Annotated in this window: 12 protein-coding genes and 1 tRNA gene; 3 read left to right on the forward strand and 10 right to left on the reverse strand. The window is 53.8% G+C overall.

The annotated features are described in order from the left end of the window. Positions 1–57 precede the first annotated feature (57 nt). The 8 genes from JQR86_RS11535 to uvrB form a co-directional block, all read right to left on the reverse strand. Entirely contained in the window at positions 58–276 is a 219-nt protein-coding gene (locus JQR86_RS11535) for a hypothetical protein (RefSeq protein ID WP_434153622.1), read from the reverse strand. A gap of 299 nt (positions 277–575) precedes the next feature. Next, positions 576–857: an integration host factor subunit beta gene (ihfB, locus tag JQR86_RS11540; RefSeq protein WP_019365163.1), complete on the reverse strand. Its 282-nt coding sequence runs from the start codon at positions 855–857 to the stop codon at positions 576–578. Between the two features lie 201 nt (positions 858–1058). Then, complete coding sequence (rpsA, locus tag JQR86_RS11545) at positions 1059–2738, reverse strand: 30S ribosomal protein S1 (RefSeq protein ID WP_010797902.1); 1680 nt, start codon at positions 2736–2738, stop codon at positions 1059–1061. 147 nt (positions 2739–2885) lie between these two features. Beyond that, complete coding sequence (gene cmk / locus JQR86_RS11550; RefSeq protein WP_074825215.1) at positions 2886–3572, reverse strand: (d)CMP kinase; 687 nt, start codon at positions 3570–3572, stop codon at positions 2886–2888. Continuing rightward, on the reverse strand, positions 3569–5776 hold the full coding sequence (locus tag JQR86_RS11555; protein WP_434154902.1) for a bifunctional prephenate dehydrogenase/3-phosphoshikimate 1-carboxyvinyltransferase: 2208 nt from the start codon (positions 5774–5776) through the stop codon (positions 3569–3571). Before JQR86_RS11555 ends, cmk begins: the two co-directional genes overlap by 4 nt. A gap of 16 nt (positions 5777–5792) precedes the next feature. Then, positions 5793–6905 carry a histidinol-phosphate transaminase gene (gene hisC, locus JQR86_RS11560; RefSeq protein WP_434153624.1) on the reverse strand — a complete coding sequence of 371 codons (1113 nt, stop codon included), beginning with the start codon at positions 6903–6905 and terminating at the stop codon, positions 5793–5795. A 212-nt stretch (positions 6906–7117) separates the two neighbouring features. After that, the gene (gene gltX / locus JQR86_RS11565) at positions 7118–8599 is read right to left on the reverse strand and encodes a glutamate--tRNA ligase (RefSeq protein WP_407363159.1); all 1482 of its coding nucleotides are present in this window, start codon (positions 8597–8599) and stop codon (positions 7118–7120) included. Positions 8600–8718: 119 nt separating this feature from the next. Next, positions 8719–10728 carry an excinuclease ABC subunit UvrB gene (gene uvrB, locus JQR86_RS11570; RefSeq protein WP_010797897.1) on the reverse strand — a complete coding sequence of 670 codons (2010 nt, stop codon included), beginning with the start codon at positions 10726–10728 and terminating at the stop codon, positions 8719–8721. A 297-nt stretch (positions 10729–11025) separates the two neighbouring features. On the opposite strand from uvrB, the gene JQR86_RS11575 reads away from it, so the two are divergent. The 3 genes from JQR86_RS11575 (at position 11026) to JQR86_RS11585 (ending at position 14153) form a co-directional block, all read left to right on the forward strand. Continuing rightward, on the forward strand, positions 11026–12222 hold the full coding sequence (locus tag JQR86_RS11575; protein ID WP_286790826.1) for an amino acid aminotransferase: 1197 nt from the start codon (positions 11026–11028) through the stop codon (positions 12220–12222). 64 nt (positions 12223–12286) lie between these two features. Further along, positions 12287–12362: transfer RNA gene (locus tag JQR86_RS11580), tRNA-Asn, on the forward strand. 273 nt (positions 12363–12635) lie between these two features. Further along, positions 12636–14153 (forward strand): amino acid permease, encoded by a 1518-nt coding sequence (locus JQR86_RS11585; RefSeq protein ID WP_404627676.1) that lies wholly within the window; start codon positions 12636–12638, stop codon positions 14151–14153. Positions 14154–14182: 29 nt separating this feature from the next. Here the strand turns inward: JQR86_RS11585 and JQR86_RS11590 are convergent, their stop codons facing one another. Next, positions 14183–15583 carry a sigma-54-dependent transcriptional regulator gene (locus JQR86_RS11590; RefSeq protein ID WP_434153625.1) on the reverse strand — a complete coding sequence of 467 codons (1401 nt, stop codon included), beginning with the start codon at positions 15581–15583 and terminating at the stop codon, positions 14183–14185. After that, positions 15580–16785, reverse strand: a complete 1206-nt coding sequence (locus tag JQR86_RS11595; RefSeq protein ID WP_434153626.1) for a sensor histidine kinase — start codon at positions 16783–16785, stop codon at positions 15580–15582. The genes JQR86_RS11590 and JQR86_RS11595 overlap by 4 nt, the downstream gene beginning before the upstream one ends. Between the last annotated feature and the right edge of the window lie 26 nt (positions 16786–16811).

Here is a 16811-nt window from a genome sequence, read left to right on the forward strand (position 1 = left end):
TTTGTGAAAGAAACAAAAAAGCCCAACCTTAGGCTGGGCTTTTTTTAGAGTACGTATTTAGGCGCTTTTAACGTTGGATGTAATGGATGATTCAACTTTAATCAAGGCATCACTCATATACATAGATGAAAACGTATCACGCTGAACAGAAGGTTTAACAAACAGCGCCACCACCCAGCTAACCATAAGACTCAATACGGCAAGCATCGCATGGTCAATTTGTATAAAGGCAAAACAGGCAGCGATACCGAGCCAAATAAACAGGTAATGACGCATGATGACATCCTCACTAGCGTGGACTTCGAGGCCATGAGCGACCAGATGTGAGGATTCTTGCTTAAAGCGAGAGATATGTCCAATAAAAAAATAAAAAAAGGCTTGATTTTTTTAAAAGTGTCAATTTTATGATTCAGCACGAACAAAAGTCAAAATACAGGCAGACATCTTTTCCAAACAAACTCTGACATTGCGGTATCAATTACGAGCTTTTCAAAAACGAGCATAAAAGCCGCTCGCTAATACATCAGCAATAAACCATGCCTTAAACCTAGAAACCGAATAATGCCAAGCTTTACCTAGAGCTCATTAACCCTATCTCTAAGCTCTTTACCCGGCTTAAAGTGCGGAACGTATTTCCCATCCAACGTTACAGACTCTCCTGTTTTAGGGTTTCGACCTGTACGAGGTGAACGATAATGCAAAGAGAAGCTGCCGAAGCCTCGTATTTCAATACGATCTCCGGTTGAAAGCGCTTGAGCCATTTGCTCAAGCATTGTCTTGATAGCCAGCTCAACATCGCGAGATGACAGCTGCCCCTGCTCCGAAACGATACGTTCGATCAACTCCGACTTGGTCATGGAATTTTCCTTCTTTTTCAAGCGGCTAGATCATTTTTTAACTCTTTTAGCATGACCGCTTGGCTTTGAAAAGCATATACCCAGCAAAAGGCTGTAAATTTATTTGACGCTAAACATATAACCCCTTAGATCTGAGAAGCTTTTTTTAGGCAATAAAAAAGGGTGGCCTAAGCCACCCCTTTCTTAGAAAACCTAAGGTGATTAACCCTGGTTTTCCATCTGCGCCTTGATCAGGTCACCGATAGTAGTCGGGCCTGCGCTCGGCTCCTGCTTGTTACGCAGGGACGTCATCGCTTCCTTCTCATCGTCAACATCCTTAGACTTGACGGAAAGGCTGATCACGCGGCTCTTACGATCGATGCTGATGATCTTGGCTTCAACTTCGTCGCCTTCCTTCAGAACGTTACGCGCATCTTCAACGCGATCACGGCTGATTTCAGAAGCCTTCAGAACGCCTTCGATCTCATGGCCCAGAGTGATGATGGCGCCCTTGGCGTCAACTTCCTTCACAGTACCACGAACGATGGTGCCCTTCTCGTTCAGAGCAGCGTAGCTGGAGAACGGATCGTCTTCCAACTGCTTAATGCCCAGAGAAATGCGCTCACGCTCAGGATCAACGGACAGGATAACGGTATCCAGCTCATCACCCTTCTTGAAGCGGCGTACGGCTTCTTCGCCCGGCTCGTTCCAAGAAATATCGGACAGGTGAACCAGACCGTCTATGCCACCATCCAGACCAATGAAGATACCGAAGTCAGTAATGGACTTGATAGTACCGGAGATACGATCGCCCTTGTTGAACTGACCGGAGAACTCTTCCCATGGGTTCGGACGGCACTGCTTGATACCCAGAGAGATACGACGACGCTCTTCGTCAATATCCAGAACCATAACTTCCACTTCGTCGCCAACCTGTACGACTTTGGACGGGTGGATGTTTTTGTTGGTCCAATCCATTTCGGATACGTGTACCAGACCTTCAACGCCTTCTTCCAGCTCAGCGAAGCAGCCGTAATCAGTCAGGTTAGTAACACGAGCCTGAACACGTGTACCTTCTGGGTAACGCGCCTTGATAGCAACCCATGGGTCTTCGCCCAGCTGCTTCAGGCCCAGGGATACGCGGTTACGCTCGCGATCAAACTTCAGAACCTTAACGTCGATCTCGTCACCAACATTAACGATTTCGGAAGGATGCTTGATACGCTTCCATGCCATGTCAGTGATGTGGAGCAGGCCATCTACGCCGCCCAGATCAACGAACGCACCGTAGTCGGTGAGGTTCTTGACGATACCGCGAACCTGCTGACCTTCCTGCAAGGACTCCAACAGCGCTTCACGCTCGGCACTGTTCTCAGCCTCAAGAACGCTACGGCGAGAAACAACAACGTTGTTGCGCTTCTGGTCAAGCTTGATGACCTTGAACTCTAGCTCTTTGCCTTCCAGGTGGGCAGTGTCACGCACAGGACGGACATCAACCAGGGAGCCTGGCAGGAAAGCACGGATGCCGCTAACGTCAACAGTGAAACCACCTTTGACCTTACCGTTGATAACACCCTTGACCACTTCGTCAGCGTTGAACGCAGCTTCCAGGACCAGCCAGGACTCAGCGCGCTTGGCTTTCTCGCGAGACACTTTGGTTTCGCCGAAACCGTCTTCCACGGCATCGAGAGCCACATGGACTTCATCGCCCACGTTGATGGTCAGCTCGCCTTGTTCGTTGTAGAACTGCTCGAGCGGAACAAGACCCTCAGATTTCAGGCCAGTGTCGACAACTACCCAGTCACCATCGATGGAAACCACAGTACCTGTGATGATGGCACCCGGTTGCATGTCGAGGGATTTCAGACTTTCTTCAAAGAGTTCTGCGAAGCTTTCGCTCATGTTTATACCTGTAATGTTGGGTACACGATGCACCCGATCTACCGCATCACCAGCCAATGCGGGGTTCGTTATCAATATCCAGCAGACAGGTTGAGACTGGTTCCTGCCTGCCTTCACCAAATATCCCAGGATAGGATAATCTGGCTGTCATCCTGCCAGGTCACGCTCGGCGGCCAATGCAAGGATGTGGTCGAGCACTTGTTCAATCGAGAGATTCGTCGAATCCAGGACAATGGCATCATCTGCCGGTTTGAGTGGAGCGACGGTGCGCTGAGTATCACGCTCGTCGCGCTCACGAATCTCTTCGAGGAGACCCGGCAAAGTAACACTTTCGCCCTTTTTCTTCAACTGAAGATAGCGCCGTCTGGCGCGTTCTTCGGCGCTAGCGGTCAGAAATATCTTTAATTCCGCATCTGGGAAAACCACGGTTCCCATATCCCGACCATCCGCAATAAGGCCAGGCGCCTCGCGAAAGGCTTTCTGTCGCTGCAACAACGCTTCACGTACAGCCGGCAGGATCGCCACCTGTGAAGCGCCTGCCCCAATATCTTCGGTTCGAATGAAGTCGGTAACATCCTCTCCCTCTAAGACAATGCGCTGACCATGCTCATGCCCAGCCTGGAATTGCACGTCCAGATACGCTGCCAACGCCTTGAGTGACTCCTCATTCGTCAGGTCAACGCCATGGTTGCGCGCTGCGAAGGCCAGCAGGCGATAAAGCGCTCCGGAGTCCAGTAGATTCCAGCCCAGACGGCGGGAAAGAAGTGCCGCGATAGTGCCCTTCCCAGAGCCTCCAGGCCCATCGACTGTAATAACCGGAGCGGTACTCATCATACGGAAGCCTCTTCTTTCACACGAATCCCAGCTTTAGCTGCCAGTTCAAGAAAGCCGGGAAAGGAAGTTGCAACATTTGCACAATCACGGATTCGTATCGGTGCGCTCGCTCGCAGCGAGGCCACACTAAACGCCATTGCGATGCGATGATCACCATGACTTTCCACTTCTCCGCCACCCATGGAGCCGCCCTCGATCACGATTCCATCAGGCGTAGGAGTAGCACTTACACCCAGTACTTTCAAACCATCGGCCATGACCTGAATACGGTCAGACTCCTTGACACGCAACTCTTCCGCACCTCGCAGAATGGTACGCCCCTGAGCACAACTGGCGGCAACAAACAGAACCGGGAACTCATCAATTGCCAGCGGCACCAACGCTTCCGGTATTTCGATTCCCTTCAATGTAGCTGAACGGACGCGCAGATCAGCTACAGGTTCTCCCCCTACCTCACGCTGATTCTCAAGCGTAATGTCGCCACCCATCAGGCGCAGGATATCGATGACCCCGGTACGAGTAGGATTGATACCCACGTGTTCAAGAACCAACTCGGAGTTTTCCGCAATGCTTCCGGCCACCAGGAAAAAAGCTGCCGAGGAAATATCTGCAGGTACTTCGATACGATTGGCAGTGAGCGTGGAGCCCGAGCGCACTCTTGCCACATTACCTTCTACCGTCACCGGATAACCAAACCCCTGCAACATTCGCTCGGTGTGATCACGCGTCGGAGCAGGCTCAGTAACCGATGTCTCCCCTTCGGCATACAGGCCTGCCAGCAATAGGCAGGACTTAACCTGGGCGCTGGCCATGGGCATGTCGTAATGGATACCTTTGAGCTTCTGTCCGCCGCGAATGGTCATCGGTGGCCGTCCCTGCTCTGCTGTTTCGATAACAGCCCCCATCTCCCGCAATGGATCGGCAACCCGGTTCATGGGGCGCTTGGAGAGCGAGGCATCACCGGTCAGGGTGGTATCAAATGCCTGAGCGGAAAGAATCCCGGACAACAGTCGCATTGAGGTGCCTGAATTCCCCAGGTATAGCGGACCTGCAGGCGCCTTGAGGCCATGCAATCCCACACCATGAATGGTTACACGACCATTGGTGGGCCCCTCGATGACGACCCCCATATCACGGAACGCCTGCAGCGTAGCGAGGGCATCCTCACCCTCAAGGAACCCTTCCACCTCTGTCGTTCCATCCGCCAGGGAGCCCAGCATGATTGATCGATGCGAAATGGACTTATCTCCGGGCACTCGAACGCGTCCGGACAACGAGCCGCCAGGATTGGCGATATAGGTAAGATCTTTAATTTGCATAGCGTCCACATAGGCCCGGCGGGCCAGTATTTTGCCGAAATGCTCGCGGGCAACCCGGGCGCGGGTAAAGACACCCAGCAGCTGATGCCCATCCTGTGTAATGACAGCCTGACGCAATGCATCCAGGTCGTCACGAAATGTATCCAGTGTCCGCAGTACGGCTTCCCGGTTGGCTAGAAAAATATCGTGCCACATGACCGGATCACTGCCAGCGATACGGGTGAAGTCTCGAAAGCCACCAGCGGCATAACGAAATATCTCAAGGTTCTCACTACGCTGGGCGAGCGAATCAACCAGGGTAAAAGCCAGCAGATGCGGCAAGTGACTGGTTGCAGCCAACACCTCATCATGGTGGTCAACCGTCATGTATTCAACGTCAGCACCCAGTGCCCGCCAAAGTAGATCAATATTTGCAAGCGCCTCAGCATCCGCCTCATCAAGGGGTGTAAGAATGACTTTGTGCCGCTTGAATAGCTGACCATTAGCCGCCGTAACACCACTCTTTTCAGAACCAGCGATTGGATGCCCTGGGACGAAGCGGAACGCTTTGCCGGCAAAGGCCTTTCTGGCTGCCCGGGCAACGCTGCCTTTTGCACTCCCAACATCGGTCAGCACAGCCTGGCCGATGTCGAGAGCCGCAAGCTCTGCAAGGACTCGTTCCATGGCAAGAATGGGAACCGCCAACTGGATAACGTCTGCATTCTGACAAGCAACGGCCAGCTCTGCCTCAGCGCTATCAACAACCTCTAACTCAACCGCTAGACGCCGTGTTTCTCTATCCCGATCTACGCCGACCACTTCATGAAACAGGCCGCTCTCCTTCATGCCCTTGGCAAACGAGCCGCCAATCAGTCCAAGTCCTACTACGACGAGACGACCAAACATGGGGACCTTTTGCGATTCAACCACGAGCCAGCACCTTGGCAAGCGCCTCAAGGAAACGACTGTTTTCCTCTTTCGTACCAATAGAAACACGAAGGAATGTTGGCATGCCGTATCCAGCGACCGGACGGACAATCACACCCTCTTGCAGCAATGCCTGATAAACAGGCGCGGCCGGTTGCCCGAGATCAACGGCGATAAAGTTTCCCTTGGAAGGAATCCAGGAAAGTCCCAGCCGCTGAAAACTCTGTTCAAACTGAGCCATTCCCTCGTCATTGACCTGACGACTTTTAACCAAGTAATCAGCGTCATCCATAGCCGCGCATGCTGCAACCAAGGCAAGGCTGTTGACATTGAATGGCTGTCGTACGCGATTCAATACATCCGCAATCTGCGCTGAAGAAATGGCATACCCCACCCGTAACGAGGCCAAGCCATAAGCCTTGGAGAATGTACGTGAAACCAGGAGGTTGGAGTGGTCTGCCAGATAGCTCAAACCATCCGGCAACTCGTCTCCCTCGGCATACTCAATATAGGCTTCATCAAGCACCACCAACACACTCTCGGGTACTGCCTTCAGAAAGGCCGCCAAAGCGCGTGGACCAAACCAGGTACCTGTTGGGTTATTGGGATTAGCCAAAAAGACGATTCGCGTATGCTCGTCAATAGCCTTGAGCATTGCATCCAGATCATGCCCCCAATTCACGGCGGGAACTGCACGACCTTCGGCACCAATTGCCTGCGTCACCAGAGGATATACGGCAAATGCATGCTCGCTAAATACCGCATTAAGACCAGGAGCCAGGTAAGCGCGTGCAACCAGCTCGAGAATATCGTTAGAACCGTTGCCCAAGGTGATCTGATCGATATTGACGCCGCATCGACTGGCAATTTTCTGCTTGAGCTCAAACCCATTGCCATCCGGGTAACGTGTCAGCTCAGCCAGCTCGGCTCTTATCGCCTCAGTTGCCTTGGGACTCGGGCCTAATGGATTTTCATTGCTCGCCAACTTGACGATACGCTGAGGATCCAGTCCCAATTCGCGCGCCAACTCATCGACTGGCTTGCCTGGAACATAAGGTGAAAGTTTCTGCACGCCTGGCAGGGCTTGCGCTAGAAAATCGCAGCTCATTGTAACCTCATAATGGCCGGACTCCCGGCACCCATTAAACGAATGGGCGCCATGGTAGACCATGCAGCCGCGGGAACCCAGCCCAAGGCGCTGGATTACTCAACAACAACCGATCTACATGAGTAATGCTCATCACCTTGATGCAAGGTAATCAGCCACTTCAAAAGGCCAGAAAAAAGGGGCGCCGTAATTGCTCACGTCGCCCTTTTCAATTACCCCAAGGTAGCCAGGAGCTTTTCCCACTCCTTGTTTTCTTTCTTGGATACCCCCCCGAGCAGCTCTATGGCCTGACGCAAGCGGAAGCGTGTGAGGTCGGGACCAAGAATTTCCATAGCATCAAGGACCGAGACGGAGCTGGCCTGTCCAGTGATAGCTGCAAACATCAATGGCATCACGTCTCGCAGTTTGAGCTCAAGTCCCTCGGCTACACCTTGAATACATGCCGTAATATTATCCTTGGTCCACTGACGTAACGATTCCAACTTCCAGAGAGTCAGCTGCATTACCTGGCGCACCTGATCTGGAGAAAGCTTCTTGTGAGCAAACAACCCCGCATCCAGCGGCAAAGCGCCGGCAAAAAAGAAACCGGCCAGCGGCGCAATCTGACTGAAGGTTTCAACACGCCCCTGTACGTGAGGCGCGATCTTCATCAGGTAGTCAGGGTTGAGCGCCCATTTCTGAACCTCGGCAGCAAATGCCTCCACGCTCAGCTCACGGATCCACTGTCCGTTTAGCCAAGACAGTTTTTCAATGTCGAAAATGGGGCCGCCAAGCGAGATACGATTGATATCGAAGTGCTCGATCATCTCAGCCAACGTGAACTTCTCACGCTCGTCCGGCATTGACCAACCCATCCGGCCCAAGTAGTTCAACATGGCCTGGGGCAAATATCCCATACGCTCATAGAACGTTACGGACGTCGGGTTCTTGCGCTTGGAAAGCTTGCTCTTGTCTGGATTACGCAGCAGCGGCATATAGCACAGTGCGGGTTGCTCCCAGCCAAAGTATTCGTACAGCTTGATGAGCTTGGGTGCGGAAGGCAGCCACTCTTCGCCACGCAAAACGTGAGTAATGCCCATCAGGTGGTCATCGACCACGTTAGCCAGGAAGTATGTCGGCAAGCCGTCTGCCTTCATTAGAACCTGCATGTCCATGCGGTCCCACGGAATTTCGACATTGCCGCGCAGCATATCCGGCACGACGCAGATGCCTTCTGTTGGCACTTTCATTCGTATGACATGGGATTCACCCTCAGCAATACGACGCTGCGCCTCGGCAGGATCGATATGCATGCAGTGTCCATCATAACGAGGCGTTTCCTTGCGGGCCGTCTGCTCGGCACGCACCTGATCCAGACGCTCGGCCGAGCAGAAGCATGGGAACGCATGTCCCTTGGAGACAAGCTCGTCGGAGTACTTCTTATAAATCTCACCCCGCTCACTCTGGCGATAAGGCCCATGTGGACCTCCTACGTCAGGACCCTCGTCCCATTCGATACCCAGCCAACGTAGCGCATCATAGATCTGCTGTTCAGACTCACGCGTAGAGCGAAGCTGATCGGTATCCTCGATACGCAGGATGAACTGACCGCCATGCTGACGAGCAAAGCAGAGATTGAACAAGGCGATGTAAGCGGTACCGACATGGGGATCGCCAGTAGGCGACGGTGCGATACGCGTGCGAACAGTGGTCATGGGAGGTCTCGACACAGAACAATACAAAAGGAGATGGTAGCAGCGGGCAAGCCTTGGCTTCCAGCGCCGAAAACACAAAGGCCCGGCTTTAGGACCGGGCCTTTGTGTTTGACACTCACTCAAGCCGCCATGAGGCGCTCACGCAGTTGCTGGATTTCATCACGCAGTTTGGCTGCGGCTTCAAATTCCAGATCACGCGCCAGCTTGAGCATACGCTCTTCAAGCTGAGCGATCCGCTTGGTGATATCTGCCGGTGAACGCAGCTCGGCCTCATAACGACCGCTGTCCTCGGCTGCCTTGGCGGCACGACGCTTACCGCGGGCACCCGGAACAGCCGCACCTTCCATGATATCGCGGATATCCTTCTTGATTCCCTTGGGCACAATGCCATTAGCCTCGTTAAAGGCCAATTGCTTGGCTCGGCGCCGCTCTGTTTCATCAATGGCACGCTGCATGGAGCCTGTCATCGAATCGGCATAGAGAATCGCCTTGCCGCTCAGGTTACGTGCTGCACGACCAATCGTCTGGATAAGAGAACGCTCTGAACGCAAGAAGCCTTCCTTGTCAGCATCCAAGATCGCAACCAGCGAAACCTCCGGCATATCCAGTCCCTCACGGAGCAGGTTGATACCGACGAGCACATCGAACGTTCCCATTCGGAGATCGCGAATGATCTCGACCCGCTCTACCGTATCGATGTCAGAGTGCAAATAGCGAACCCGAACATCATGATCGGCCAGATAGTCCGTCAGGTCTTCAGCCATACGCTTGGTAAGGGTTGTCACCAGAACGCGCTCATCCTTGGCTACTCGCAAGCGGATTTCAGAAAGCAGATCATCTACCTGTGTCGTTGCCGGGCGGATTTCAATCTCCGGATCAACCAGGCCTGTCGGGCGCACCACCTGTTCAATAACACGGCCGGCATGCTCTGCTTCATAAGGCCCTGGTGTTGCTGATACAAATATGGTTTGCGGACTCCCCGCCTCCCACTCCTCGAATCGCAGCGGGCGATTATCCAGAGCCGAAGGCAGTCGAAAGCCATACTCGACCAGCGTCTCTTTGCGTGAGCGATCGCCTTTGAACATTGCCCCTATCTGCGGCACGGTTACGTGAGATTCGTCGATCACCAGCAGCGCATCAGGAGGTAGATAGTCATACAGGGTTGGCGGCGGCTCACCCGGAGCACGCCCGGACAGATACCGTGAGTAGTTTTCGATGCCATTGCAGTAACCCAACTCCATGATCATTTCCAGATCAAAGCGGGTTCGCTGTTCAAGTCGCTGCGCCTCAAGCAGGCGGTTTTGCGTACGCAGGAATTCCAGCCGATCCTTGAGCTCCGCCTTGATATGCTCAATGGCCTCAAGCAGCGTATCGCGTGGCGTGGCGTAATGCGTCTTGGGATAGAAGGTAAAACGCGGCAGCTTTCTGATGACCTCCCCCGTCAAGGGATCGAAGGCAGAAAGATTTTCCACCTCGTCATCAAATAGCTCTACGCGAATAGCCTCAAGGTCAGACTCAGCCGGGTAAATATCGATCACATCACCACGCACCCGAAACGTTGCACGGGAGAACTCCATATCGTTGCGCGAATACTGTAATTCAGTCAGACGCCGTAGCAGCGTGCGCTGATCGATACGGTCTCCGCGATCCAGATGCAGCACCATCTTGAGGTAAGCCTTGGGATCGCCCAGGCCGTAGATGGAGGATACTGACGCTACGATGATTGCATCACGGCGCTCCAATAATGCCTTGGTTGCCGACAGTCGCATCTGCTCAATGTGGTCGTTGATAGACGAATCCTTCTCGATAAAGGTATCCGAGGAAGGCACATAGGCTTCTGGCTGATAGTAGTCATAGTAAGAGACGAAGTACTCGACGGCATTATCAGGAAAAAAGGCCTTGAATTCGCCGTACAGCTGAGCCGCCAATGTTTTATTGGGTGCCAGCACGATCGTGGGTCGCTGAATCTGAGCGATGACGTTGGCGATACTGAAGGTTTTGCCCGAACCGGTCACACCCAGCAAGGTTTGATGTGACAGGCCAGCATTGATCCCTTCGACCATCTGGCGAATCGCCTCCGGCTGGTCACCAGCCGGGGTATAACGTGTAGACAATTGAAATGCAGACATGAGCTTCCTCAAGAGGAGGTGCAGAGAGCCATCCTGCCCGAGATGCACCCCAAATAACCAACACGAACCCAGCGTTTCGTTGTCTGTACTCCTGGAATGACATTGCTATCCAGATTCTTTTAGATGCGTCCTGACAGCATATTTTTCAAGCATTGAACATTAGTCTAGTTACTGCCAGGCGGGACCTGTTTTTTGTCGCCCCGACAGACGATGCCCGCTATACTGTCTCCCCGCTTGCGCACAACGGCAATCGGGTCTTGTGCGTGTTTTCATTCTTCTAAATCGAGCTTGCGCACAATGAGTTTGTTCTCTGCCGTCGAAATGGCTGCCCGCGATCCAATCCTGGGCCTAAACGAAGCCTTCAATGCCGATGCCCGCCCTACCAAGGTCAACCTGGGCGTTGGTGTCTATTACGACGAGCAGGGCCGCATCCCCCTGCTACGCGCCGTGGAAGAAGCGGAAAAGAAACGCGTTGTAGCCCGCGCGCCGCGTGGATACCTGCCCATTGACGGTATTGCCGCTTATGACGAAGCAGTGCAAACCCTGCTGTTCGGTCAGGGCTCTTCACTGATCAGCGAAGGTCGTGTTGCTACCATTCAGGCATTGGGTGGAACCGGTGCATTAAAGGTTGGCGCTGATTTTCTCAAGCGTCTCCTGCCTGATGCCACGGTAGCCATCAGTGATCCGAGCTGGGAGAACCATCGTGCCCTGTTCGAGGCGGCAGGCTTCCCTGTACAAAACTATCGCTACTACCATGCTGCCACGAATGGTCTGAACCGCGGCGGCCTGCTGGAAGACCTTAACGCCCTTCCTCCGCATTCCATTGTAGTATTGCATGCATGCTGCCATAACCCGACCGGTGTCGATCTGCAGCTGGACGACTGGAAGGAAGTGCTGGAAGTCATCAAGACGCGCGAACACGTGCCCTTCCTGGATATCGCTTATCAGGGATTTGGCGATGGCATCGAGGAAGATGCTGCAGCTGTCCGCCTGTTTGCCGAATCAGGCCTGACCTTTTTCGTTTCCAGCTCGTTCTCAAAATCGTTTTCTCTCTATGGCGAGCGCGTCGGCGCACTTTCGATCGTAACAGCTGATCGCGAGGAAACCGCTCGAGTGCTGTCGCAAGTCAAGCGTGTGGTACGCACCAACTACTCCAATCCGCCGACGCACGGTGCCACGATCGTTGCGACTGTTCTGCGCGATCCAGAGCTACGCGCAATGTGGGAGGCCGAACTGGCAGAAATGCGTGATCGCATCCGTAGCATGCGCCATGCTCTGGTGGAAGGACTCAATGCAGCCGGTGCCAAACGCGATTTCAGCTTCGTCAATGGACAGCGCGGCATGTTCTCCTATTCAGGACTGACGACCGACCAAGTTGATCGCCTGAAAGCTGAGTTTGGTATCTACGCGGTAGGAACTGGCAGAATCTGTGTAGCGGCACTGAACAGGAACAATCTGGACGCGGTTATCAAGGCTATCGCCGAAGTTCTCTAAGGTTTTTTTGTCTAAGGAGAAGTGTTGACTTCTCCTTAGCAATCAGTAAGATACGTTTCGTTGTTCCGCGATAGCTCAGTCGGTAGAGCAAATGACTGTTAATCATTGGGTCCCTGGTTCGAGTCCAGGTCGCGGAGCCAAATTCAAAACCCAGCCAGTGGCTGGGTTTTTTTATGGGCGCATCCAGGCTTCATACGGTAGCGTTCATGCAGAAATTCAATGGCGATCAAGCGCCCCGTGTTTTCCTTTTGCTGTACACTCCCGCCCTTTTTGCAAACTCTGCTTTGCAATCAGGTGCTGCCATAGGCAGTCGCCTGCACTGTAAGAACCCTTTCACTGGCAATACCGGTGAGCACTATCCGAGTCTGGAGCCTATCACCAGACCCTTGCTGCCCTAGTTGGACCTTTTGTTTATGACTGCCGTCTCCCTCCCTCCGGAACAACCGACCGCCTCGCAGGGGCAATCTACAGCAGAGCAAGCCACCACGGCGGAAAAGCCCCACCTGAACCGGGTACTGAAACCCAGGCATCTGAACATGATTGCCATTGGGGGCTCGATCGGTACAGGACTTTTCGTTGCGTCAGGCGCGACCATCGCCTCAGCAGGTCCTGGTGGTGCCCTGCTCGCCTATGCCCTGATTGGTCTGATGGTGTATTTCCTCATGACGAGCCTCGGCGAGATGGCGGCCTATATGCCCGTTTCAGGCTCCTTTAGCACCTATGGAAGCCGCTTCGTTGAAGATGGTTTTGGCTTCGCCCTGGGTTGGAACTATTGGTATAACTGGGCAGTGACCATTGCAGCCGAACTTGTCGCTGCGCAGTTGATCATGAGCTTCTGGTTTCCGGATGTTCCCGGAATCATCTGGAGCGCGGGCTTTCTTGCCTTGATGTTCCTGCTCAATGTCTTTTCAGCGCGCGGATTTGGAGAAAGCGAATTCTGGTTTGCCCTGATCAAGGTCCTGACAGTAGTCATCTTTATTGGCATTGGTCTAGCCAGCATCTTTGGCATCATGCACGGCGTTGAAGCCCCGGGTTTCTCCAATTTCACGCTTGGTGAAGCGCCTTTCGTGGGTGGTCTTCAGGCAATGGTAGGCGTGGCCATGATTGCGGGCTTCTCTTTCCAGGGAACCGAGCTGATTGGCGTGGCAGCAGGTGAGTCCGAAAATCCGAAAAAGAACATTCCGATCGCTATCCGCCAGGTTTTCTGGCGCATCCTGATGTTCTACATTCTGGCGATTTTTGTAATTGCCATGCTGATCCCTTATACCGACCCACGCTTACTGCAAAACGAAGCCAGTGACATTAGCGTTTCCCCGTTTACGCTGCTGTTTGAACGTGCAGGCTTCGCTGCTGCAGCTGGCGTCATGAATGCTGTTATTCTTTCTGCCATTCTGTCTGCCGGAACTTCTGGCATGTACGCCTCGACGCGCATGCTGTTTAGCCTGGCCGAGCAGGGTAAAGCCCCCCGTCTGTTTGCCAAGGTCTCGCGAAACGGCATTCCACGTAATGCCCTGTACGCGACAACACTGGTAGGCGCCCTGTGCTTTTTGACCTCGATTGTTGGCGATAAAGTACTTTATACCTGGCTTCTGAATACCTCAGGCATGTGTGGCTTCATTGCCTGGCTGGGCATTGCCATTTCCCATTATCGATTCCGCAAAGGCTATATCGCTCAGGGTGGAAGACTCGAAGACCTGCCCTACCGGGCCAAACTCTTCCCCTTCGGGCCGCTTCTTGCGTTCGCTCTGTGCCTATTCATTACCATGGGGCAGAACTACACGGCGCTTATTGGCGAGCAGATCGACTGGGCAGGTCTGGCAGCAACCTACATCAGCATTCCTCTGTTCCTGCTGATCTGGCTGGGCTACCGCTTCAAGCACCGCAGCCGACTGGTTCGGTACAAAGAGATGGACCTGAGCTCTGGCGATTGACGCCTTTGACCCCGGCTCATGGCCGGGGTCTAGCTGGCATAGAGATAGGCCTCGATATCAATACCGGCCTCACGCATCTGTACAAGCTTGTAACGCAGGGTGCGTGCACTGATACCCAGCCGATCAGCCGCTTCCTTACGCCTTCCTCGCTCAGCACGTAACGTTTCCATGATGACCTCGAATTCACGACGACGCAGGTCATCCCCCAACGCTCCCGCAATTAGTGATTCATCAAGAGCGGTAGGACTTAAAGGCGCTTTGACTGCAGCCACTGGCGGAGCGATATCACGCGCAAAAAATCCGGGAGCACCGTCAAGACATAGGTCTTCAGGCTCAATGGTACCCGCCTGCTGCAGAATCAAGGCTCGCTGAACCGCATTATCCAATTCGCGAACATTTCCCGGCCAACCGTAGTGCTGAAGCAGCCTGGCAGCTCCTTCCGAAAACACAATACCGCTCTGCCCTGCCCTGGCGGCATGCTTTTTCAAAAGCCGATCTGCAAGCGGCAGAATATCCGCAGGGCGCTCACGAAGCGGTCGCCATGCCAAGGGAAAAACAGACAGCCGATAATACAAGTCTTCTCGAAAGCGTCCGGCGGCCACTTCAGAAGAAAGGTCCCGGTTGGTGGTTGCCAACACTCGAATATCCACCTGCTTGGGTTTGCGCGCACCAACACGCTCTACTTCTCGCTCTTGAAGCACCCGCAGAAGTTTGGCCTGTAACCCTAGCGGCATCTCGGATACTTCATCCAGCAGGATAGTGCCACCATCAGCCAACTCGAACTTGCCTGGCTGTGAGGCGATGGCACCGGTAAAAGCGCCCTTCTCATGACCAAACAAGGTGGCTTCAAGCATGTTATCCGGGATGGCTGCGCAGTTGATGGCTACAAAAGGTCCATCTGCGCGCATTGATTGCAGATGGATATAACGAGCCAATACCTCTTTCCCTGTACCGGATTCGCCGGAAATCAGCACGGTTGAATTACTTTTTGCAACCCGGGCCGCCAAGGCCAGGAGCTGACGACTTGCCGGCTCCTGGGCAACAGGACTGTCTTGTTCATCAGCGACTGAATGGCTTACATAACGCTCGACTCGCTCCAGCAGCACCCGAGGGTCGAATGGCTTGACCAGATAATCCACAGCGCCTTGCCGCATAGCTTCCACAGCACGCTGAATGGAGCCAAACGCGGTCATCAGCAGGACCGGTACGTGCCATTGCTTCTGCTGAATACATGCCATGAGCTGATGGCCATCCATGCCGCCCATGTTCACATCGCTGATGACCAGCCCATAGGCGCTCTGACCCAGTGCTACCAGTGCAGACTCTGCACTGTCGACCGAGTCGAAGTCGAAGCCACCGACCTCTAGCGTATCCTCCAGTGCTTCGCGCAGGGCTGCATCGTCTTCTACCAGCAGAATACGAGCGCTCATAGGGGATTCTCCATCAGCACCAATCGCGGTCCATGAAGCGGCAAGACAAATGTCATACAGGTTCCCCTGCCTGGCCTGGAGCGAATCAACAGGTCGCCGTAATGAGCCTTGGCTACGGTCCTGGCTACAGTCATGCCCAGGCCGGTTCCCATGGGTTTGGTGGTGAAAAATGGCTCGCCAAGCCGCCTTACTGTTTCAACGGTCATACCGGGGCCGCTGTCGCTGATGGACAACCTCAGGGTGTCCTGCCTGGCGTACGCGTGAATCTTATACCGCGCGGTCTTGCCTGCGGCCTGCACAGCGTTATGGACAACATTCATGACTGCACCTACAAACGTGTCCCGGTTACAAAGCACTTCTCCTACAAATGCGTCGCATTGCCATCGCAATTGCAGATCTTCCAGGTAGGGATTGGCAATTGATTGGATGGCAGCGAACAACTGAACGGGAGAAACTCGATCATTGAGCGGCAGCTCACCGCGCGCAAAGATCAACATATCCTGAACCTGGTTCTCAAGCTCATGGAGGCGATCTTTGAGTCGGCTGGCAAATCGTTGCTGCTGCTCGAATGGCAGGGGTCGCTCAGACAGGTGACCTGCATACAACATGGCGGCAGATAAGGGGGTACGAATCTGATGTGCAAGCGAAGCAACCATGCGCCCCATGGAGGATAAGCGCTCATGGCGAGCCAACTGCTCCTGAAGGCGGCGCGTTTCAGTCATATCGCTAAGCATGATGAGCTGACCGGGTTCACCGTCCAGCGAGCGTGTCGCCAATGACACCCGACGACCACTTTTGAGTGATACCTCATGCCCATCATCTTTGCGAGGCGCGAAGCAGCGACCGATAACGTCCCGCCAAAGCGCTCCTACCAGCGGCTCGCCTAGTAGAGCGACTGCAATAGGATTGGCCTCGCAGACAACGCCCTGCCCATCCAGAATGATGATGCCCGCCGGAAGGATATCGAGAAGGCTTTGCAATCGATTAGCCAACCGCTCCTTCTCCGCCAACTCCCGAACACGCTGGGCGGTTTCACGTGCAAGCTCACCCTTCAAATCAGATAGACGATCTTCAAGCCAGCCATAGGGCTCATTGAACAGATCGGAGATGGGTTCAAACAGAACACTGGCCTGCTCAAGTGTTCGTCTGACGTCATCCGTAGAAGGCGTATTAGAAGGAACCGGCGTTACAGATGAACTCATGCAGTACTCTCTGTTTAATGACAGGA

Origin of the sequence: Pseudomonas sp. JZ134, from assembly GCF_051027695.1 — a bacterium.
Classification (GTDB): domain Bacteria; phylum Pseudomonadota; class Gammaproteobacteria; order Pseudomonadales; family Pseudomonadaceae; genus Chryseomonas; species Chryseomonas luteola.

Excerpts from the sequence above, each read along its gene's own strand:
- rpsA (WP_010797902.1), bottom strand. The coding sequence starts at position 2,738 with ATGAGCGAAAGCTTCGCAGAACTCTTTGAAGAAAGTCTGAAATCCCTC.
- uvrB (WP_010797897.1), bottom strand. The coding sequence starts at position 10,728 with ATGTCTGCATTTCAATTGTCTACACGTTATACCCCGGCTGGTGACCAG.
- ihfB (WP_019365163.1), bottom strand. The coding sequence starts at position 857 with ATGACCAAGTCGGAGTTGATCGAACGTATCGTTTCGGAGCAGGGGCAG.
- JQR86_RS11555 (WP_434154902.1), bottom strand. The coding sequence starts at position 5,776 with ATGTTTGGTCGTCTCGTCGTAGTAGGACTTGGACTGATTGGCGGCTCG.
- hisC (WP_434153624.1), bottom strand. The coding sequence starts at position 6,905 with ATGAGCTGCGATTTTCTAGCGCAAGCCCTGCCAGGCGTGCAGAAACTT.
- JQR86_RS11585 (WP_404627676.1), top strand. The coding sequence starts at position 12,636 with ATGACTGCCGTCTCCCTCCCTCCGGAACAACCGACCGCCTCGCAGGGG.
- JQR86_RS11535 (WP_434153622.1), bottom strand. The coding sequence starts at position 276 with ATGCGTCATTACCTGTTTATTTGGCTCGGTATCGCTGCCTGTTTTGCC.
- JQR86_RS11595 (WP_434153626.1), bottom strand. The coding sequence starts at position 16,785 with ATGAGTTCATCTGTAACGCCGGTTCCTTCTAATACGCCTTCTACGGAT.
- cmk (WP_074825215.1), bottom strand. The coding sequence starts at position 3,572 with ATGATGAGTACCGCTCCGGTTATTACAGTCGATGGGCCTGGAGGCTCT.
- JQR86_RS11590 (WP_434153625.1), bottom strand. The coding sequence starts at position 15,583 with ATGAGCGCTCGTATTCTGCTGGTAGAAGACGATGCAGCCCTGCGCGAA.
- JQR86_RS11575 (WP_286790826.1), top strand. The coding sequence starts at position 11,026 with ATGAGTTTGTTCTCTGCCGTCGAAATGGCTGCCCGCGATCCAATCCTG.
- gltX (WP_407363159.1), bottom strand. The coding sequence starts at position 8,599 with ATGACCACTGTTCGCACGCGTATCGCACCGTCGCCTACTGGCGATCCC.